Source organism: Pseudomonas sp. 10S5 (assembly GCF_035019745.1).
Taxonomy (GTDB): Bacteria; Pseudomonadota; Gammaproteobacteria; order Pseudomonadales; family Pseudomonadaceae; genus Aquipseudomonas.
Map to the genome: position 1 here is coordinate 1 of NZ_JASJVL010000073.1, position 214 is coordinate 214.

Sequence of the window (214 nt, forward strand, 5' to 3'; positions counted from 1 at the left end):
GGCTCGACTTCGACTTGTACGCGGTTGAAGGCGACTCGGCGTAAACACTCATCCCACACCCATACTTGTACGATACCGCCGGGTGCAAGCCCCAGGGTCAGGCTGGGGTGCCAGGATGCTGGGCGTTCAGGGTATTTGGCACAGCGTCGAGCGATGGAGTAGCGCATCAGTTGACGGGCTTCTTCCGGTATTTCTATCCAGCCTTGATAGGTTT

At 57.5% G+C, this 214-nt stretch carries 1 protein-coding gene; it reads right to left on the bottom strand.

Going from position 1 to position 214, the window contains the following annotated elements; all coding sequences use genetic code 11:
• A partial coding sequence (locus QN378_RS23440; protein WP_323567509.1) for a DUF2931 family protein occupies positions 1–214 on the bottom strand: 214 nt, incomplete at both ends.